The following is a 5,980-nucleotide window of genomic DNA, read 5'->3' as shown; positions in this document are numbered from 1 at the left end:
TTTTCCTGTAACAAGTCGCTCATCGGTACTTTTCATAGAATTTTTGACACTACCCATTTTTCCTTCACATCTATCATAATGTCTTACATAAAATTCAAGTTGTGCTACAAATCACTTGACGATGGAATTTTTTGAACAAATGATGACATATTAATCGTTGACAACTTACTTTTCGTAAGTTTATAATTATCTTGAAATCAAGATAAAGGTTGATGCGTATGAATCAAAACGAGCAAACATTATCGTTAAAACTATTCGTTGTTCTTTCTAGGGCACATAAAGCCGTATCCGAACATGTTAAGCATGACATCCAACGTTACGGACTAAACCCAACAGAGTTCGGTGTTCTCGACTTGTTGTATCATAAAGGAGCACAACCGATTCAACAAATCGGTGACAAAATTTTACTCACTAGTGGAAGTATGACATATGTCATCGACAAACTCGAAGAAAAAGGATATATTGTCCGGCAACGTTGCGAAAAAGATCGGCGCATTACGTACGCTGTTATTACTGACGAAGGAAAAGCACTAATGGATCACATTTTTCCGCAACACGCCCAAAAAATGTCGGATATTTTCCGATCTTTATCTACAGAGGAAAAAGAATTAGCTATTCACTTGCTCAAAAAGATAGGTCTTTCATTGTCGCCTTTCTAAAGGCCTATCGCACAACTTTTATCTTGAAATCAAGATATATGAAAGGAGAGATCATCATGATGCACATTGGTATTTTACTTATTCGTCTCGCTGTTGGTTTAACGTTTGTCGGTCATGGGGCTCAAAAGTTGTTTGGATGGTTCGGGGGATACGGCTTAAAAGGAACAGGCGGGTGGCTTGAGTCTATTGGATTAAAGCCAGGAGTGACAATGGCACTCATTGCTGGCCTAGCGGAGTTCGTTGGGGGATTGTTGTTTGCCCTCGGGCTGTTCACCCCATTTGCAGCTTTGTTGCTCGCTGCTACAATGGTCATCGCCATCGTAAAAGTGCACGCTCCGAACGGATTTTGGGTCACTCAAAATGGCTTTGAGTACAACTTTATTTTGATTGTTGTTGTGATCGGTATCGCGCTCATCGGTGCAGGCGACTATTCACTCGATGCACTCATAAAGTAAGAAAGGAGATTGTTCCATGATTCATGTATATCCTGGACATGAACGGTTTCAATCAAACCACGGTTGGCTACAAAGCTATTTTAGTTTTTCATTCGCTGAATACTTTGATCGAAACAATATGCACTTTGGTCCATTACGTGTATTTAATGATGATATCATCGCGCCACAACGTGGTTTTGGAGCACACCCTCATCAAGAAATGGAAATTGTTACAGTCGTTCTAAAAGGACAACTTGAACATCGCGATAATCTCGGCAATCATCGCATCATTTCATTCGGTGAAGTACAACGGATGACAGCCGGAACAGGCATTGTACATTCAGAAATGAATCCATCTGCTACAGAAGAAGTCAATCTTCTACAACTTTGGTTTCTACCTGAAGCACGCGGCCTTACCCCGTCATATGAACAAGTTTCATACGATATTCAAAAAATGAAGAACCGTTTATTGCCTATTGTTTCGAAAACACAGGCCGGAAATGAAGTTGCCTACATTCATCAAGATATAACGATGTATTTATCCGATTTAGAAAATAATCAGCACATAACATTCCATCAACAAGAAGGACGTCGCATATACCTGTTTGTTATTGAAGGAGAACTCGTATTAAATGATGATACAATGTTGCAACGTCGCGATGCTGCGCGTATAACAGATATAACAACATTGCATATTACCGCAAAAGCAGATAGCCAATTTATGCTTATCGACTTACCATAGTTGCCAGCTTGCCCAGAAAAACGGGCAAGCTGATCTTCTTTTGAAAAAGACTTTTTTCCAGGTGTGTTGATTATCCAATAAAATCCAAAGGGTATAGAAAAAAGAGCACCTTTCCTGTAGAATGTGAGTAGCGACACAAACAAACCCAGGAGGTGCTCTCTATGAACAAGCATACCACACTCCCGAATTTGATGCAAAAACTTGTTTCGGATGGATTGAGTCAAGAGTTTGTGGGAGATTTTTTTTGATATTTCGATTCTCTGGATATATTTGGTTTAAATAACCTAGTTTTTGTAAGCGTTTTCTAATCCTCTCATCCTGTTTTCGTGCCCTTTTTTCGCTTTTTTAAAACCCTTTCAATGCTTTTAACGCTTGATAAATAGGCGTTCCTGACGAATGATCGAAATAACGGATATTCCCTCGCACCAACTCTGCTACCTTTGTTCCTACGTGCTTCATCGCCTTTTTCACGATCGTTTCTCGTTCCGTTTCTCTTTTCTCCTCCTGCGCAAACACCTCTCCTTTCCATGTCTGAATCGTTAACCCGTCTTTCACGGCTACCATCACGTGTAAAAACGCTCGAATCCCTTCTTCACACCAACTCCGTCCATTTTTTACTCGCTTCGCAAAGACGTGCATCGTTCCCTCTGCACTTCCCATCGGGCGCATTCCGGTCGTATCTATGCCTTTCTCCCGCAACCATTGACGGTAATCACTCAAGCATCCTGGCATCGATTCGATCCGTTGAATCAATCCTTCCAATTGCTTTTCTTTCTTCTCATCCCCTAGGGTGCCTACCGCACTATGCAGTTCGGTTAATAACCCATTTTCATCGAACAAGGCCAGCTTTTTCCGAATCGTCCGGTACCGTGGGTGATCTTTTAAGCATTCACGAATCTCTCGCGCTACGTGGAACCGATCTAGCTGGAAAAACGCTCGCTTCCCGAAATATTCCCGACAAACCGTAATCCACGCAGCTCCATCGCCATTGATCACCACCCAATCCCTCGTGGGGTCATAGCCGTATTCCTCGATCAAAAATCGTTCTAATCCTTCCCACATCGGCTCGTTTGTTTCGTGTACATAGTGCCGTTTCCCAACCAAGGATACCCGTTTCCCGTTGGCTTTCCATCCTTGGTGCACTGCCAAAATCTTTTCTTCTTTCCCTCTTCGCCGGCTTCGCTGCCGTTTCACGTATAATCCGTCCGCCTCCACGAACAACACCTGTCGCTCCATTTCCATCGGACGATGTCTATCCACCGTTGCTTGTAACACGAGCTGCCGAATCGTTTCATGGCTCATCACCGCATAACCTACCATCTTCTCTAACGCTTCGGCGGCTTGGCGATACGAAGGGCCGGTAACGGCTAATTCCATGGCGGTTTCCTCCAATAATGGACTCACTCCCTTTGCGCCATCGAACCCGAGGAAGGGATCTAATAAGCACGTATACACGCCTTTTTCTCGATCCAAATAGTAATTGCGCCGAACCTCCACCTCCCCAAAGAGCGTCTGGATGCGTACCGTTCGTTTATCTTTTAGGTAATAGCGTTTTTTTATCTCGTTGGTTGGCTAGCTCTTCATCCAGCCGTTCTAGTACCTGTTGAAGCATTGCTCCATAGGTTTTTTGCAACATCGAAAACAATTCCATTTCTATCTCTTTTAATGTTTGCCCATCTGTGATAAACTATTGCATAGGACTCTCTGACCTCCTGTTGTGGTTTGGTTGCACTTATCAACATACAGGAAGAGAGTCCTTTTTGCATCTATTTTGCTCATCCTCCTTCTTTTATCAAAGGAATTCCCCCTTGAACCACATGAAAGAGGATTTAACTTCCTCCCACAAACATTTTACTCATACTCACTAGAATTTTCAAAACCGAAAAGCACATAGGCCAAAGATGCAAGTGTTCATCGTATATTACGAATAGCTTTTAGTCACTTTAATTTTTCTTTCGCTAATAAATTTCTTTTGTCGACCAACAACCCGTACTACTTGCTTTATATACTGTTTTTCAGGTGGGCACGGTGCTTTTCCTGTTTCAATCCTAATTAGAGGACAAGCAGATCCTTGACAAGAAGGTCTTAGGAAGCACTTCTTACAGCCCTCATCTTCAGACTCATCGTTCATAACCCACAAAGCAAATTTATCTATATCTATTCTAAAGTTCCCATCTTTTTCAACTTTTCCAATCTTATTTTTTTCATTATATAACGCTACTGTACACTTATATAAAGTACCGTCTGATCCAATTACATAAGAATTAGGATCAGACGCATAACATACATAACCACCAGGTTGAAGAATGCTACCTAATGTAGTCGATAATCCCTGATTTAAAGCATCTTCACACAAATTTAGTGCTACTTTTGCTCTTATTTTTGTATCAAATATATCTAAATCTTCATCATTCGGTCCGCCCCATCGACCAATAGGAAAGTAGTTGACGTGAAACCTTCCATCGTTGGAAAACGTTTCGGAAAGCTCTTTTGTAAGATCGCGTATATAAGGTTCATTACTTTTATCGAAGTTGACACGTATCCTAACCTGAAAATCATATCCCAAACAACTCAAATTTTTCAAATTATTAAATATTCTTTTGAAAGTTCCTTGTCCTCCCACTAACTTACGTGTTTGATCATGAATATGTTCAGGGCCGTCTATAGTTATCTGGAAATTGTCAACACCTAGCTTTAATAATTTTGTCGCCGTATCACTGTTTAAAAGGAATCCATTAGTAGTAATACCAGCACGAAACTTGAAATTGTACTTTTCACTTAATAAAAGGAATTGATTTGATAATTTTTCAATAACATCTAATGCGAGAAGAGGTTCTCCTCCAAACCAATGGACATTCAAATTTTTTAGTTGAGTCCCTCTTTTTCTCAACATATTTTATTACACCTTCAATAACATCATCCGACATTTTTCCTTTCTCAAAATTTTCATAACAATATGTACACCTAAAGTTACACTGTTCAGTGACTAAAAAAATCAAATACATATTTTCAGGATTTCTTCCTTTGATTTCATGTAAAATTCGGGCTCTTTTAAATTCGTCTACATTACTTTTGATTAAAAAGCCATAATTAGCAAGAATCTTTGCAGTATCATCAAGCTCATCACATCCCGATCGGAGAATATTTTTAATCTTATTAGCATGAGCTTGTGGAACACGTAAAAATGCCCCCGTATAAGTATTACATATATAAAGATCCCCATTCTCTTCATGGGAAAGAATATTAAATCGCGATGCTACCCATCTATCATTCACATCTGATTTTACCTCTTTGGGAATAGTAGAAAACGGCTCCATTTTTACCCCTCCTATAATCAAGGGATAGCTTAATATAGCTATCCCCGATGACAAAAGAATATGATCAGCATCCTCCGCAGTTTGTGTTAGTCGGTGCAAAAGAAAGAAGAACGTCTTCTGCTGTTGGATTCAAGACATCGAAGCCTTCATCAAGAATTTGAAGCATTTTCTGATTCATGCAATTCACCTCCTTTCAATTCATTGTCTGACTGCTGTATATGTCTCTGTATATACTCAGCTACTGTATATGGGGGAGGTACATGTCCATAATCTACTTTTTCTCCGGTTGCAGTTATCCATGCATTTCCACTAGGAAATACAACTTTATGTCCAAAACTGATCAGCTTTTTAGCATTGTATTGTGTAACTTTTGCATCCCACATGTTTGGCCCCATATTTGGGAAAAAGACAACAGGTCTTGGGGAGCATAAAACCAGCATGGTTAACAGATTATCAGCTATTCCGTTTGCACACTTCGCTAAAGTATTAGCAGTACAAGGCAAAATGATGAAAATATCCGCCCAGTCATGTAAAAAGGAATGAGGAACTCTATTTCGTGTATACTCCTTTGGAAAATCGTACATATCCTGATATGCAGGAGCATCAGCGTGCGCCGCCAAAAAATTGACATCAATAAATTTCTGAACGTTCGATGTACAAACTAGTCTAATGTTAGCATCTAGTTTTTCTCTAAAAACTCGTAAATACATAGGTAGTTCAACAACCCCTGAAGAACCTGTAACGCCAACTAATATATTCAAGCTTAACACCTCCTTTACATTACAGTTTCTCTTGGCGTACCTTTTCTCTCATTAATTAATAACGAAG

6 protein-coding genes and 1 pseudogene are annotated in these 5,980 nt (G+C 40.0%); 3 read left to right on the top strand and 4 right to left on the bottom strand.

Annotated elements, in window-relative coordinates; genetic code table 11:
* Positions 1 to 218 precede the first annotated feature (218 nt).
* The 3 genes from V7Z64_RS11375 to V7Z64_RS11365 are packed head-to-tail and all read left to right on the top strand — an operon-like array spanning position 219 to position 1,835.
* Complete coding sequence (locus V7Z64_RS11375) at positions 219 to 659, top strand: MarR family winged helix-turn-helix transcriptional regulator (protein ID WP_003397437.1); 441 nt, start codon at positions 219 to 221, stop codon at positions 657 to 659.
* 56 nt (positions 660 to 715) lie between these two features.
* Entirely contained in the window at positions 716 to 1,114 is a 399-nt protein-coding gene (locus V7Z64_RS11370; RefSeq protein WP_297992212.1) for a DoxX family protein, read from the top strand.
* Positions 1,115 to 1,130: 16 nt separating this feature from the next.
* Entirely contained in the window at positions 1,131 to 1,835 is a 705-nt protein-coding gene (locus V7Z64_RS11365; RefSeq protein ID WP_042894685.1) for a pirin family protein, read from the top strand.
* A gap of 345 nt (positions 1,836 to 2,180) precedes the next feature.
* On the opposite strand, the pseudogene V7Z64_RS11360 reads toward V7Z64_RS11365, so the two are convergent.
* The 4 genes and pseudogenes from V7Z64_RS11360 to V7Z64_RS11345 all read right to left on the bottom strand — a co-directional run bounded on the left by V7Z64_RS11360 (position 2,181) and on the right by V7Z64_RS11345 (position 5,913).
* Positions 2,181 to 3,486 (bottom strand): annotated as a pseudogene (locus V7Z64_RS11360) (ISLre2 family transposase).
* A 270-nt stretch (positions 3,487 to 3,756) separates the two neighbouring features.
* Complete coding sequence (locus tag V7Z64_RS11355) at positions 3,757 to 4,728, bottom strand: radical SAM/SPASM domain-containing protein (protein WP_297992215.1); 972 nt, start codon at positions 4,726 to 4,728, stop codon at positions 3,757 to 3,759.
* Positions 4,643 to 5,152 (bottom strand): hypothetical protein, encoded by a 510-nt coding sequence (locus tag V7Z64_RS11350; RefSeq protein WP_297992216.1) that lies wholly within the window; start codon positions 5,150 to 5,152, stop codon positions 4,643 to 4,645. Before V7Z64_RS11350 ends, V7Z64_RS11355 begins: the two co-directional genes overlap by 86 nt.
* A gap of 149 nt (positions 5,153 to 5,301) precedes the next feature.
* Positions 5,302 to 5,913, bottom strand: a complete 612-nt coding sequence (locus V7Z64_RS11345; protein WP_297992219.1) for a flavoprotein — start codon at positions 5,911 to 5,913, stop codon at positions 5,302 to 5,304.
* Between the last annotated feature and the right edge of the window lie 67 nt (positions 5,914 to 5,980).

This window comes from Anoxybacillus sp. (genome assembly GCF_036834105.1).
Lineage (GTDB): Bacteria > Bacillota > Bacilli > Bacillales > Anoxybacillaceae > Anoxybacillus.
Note: the sequence above shows the minus strand (reverse complement) of the source record. Positions and strands in the feature narration are given on the sequence as shown.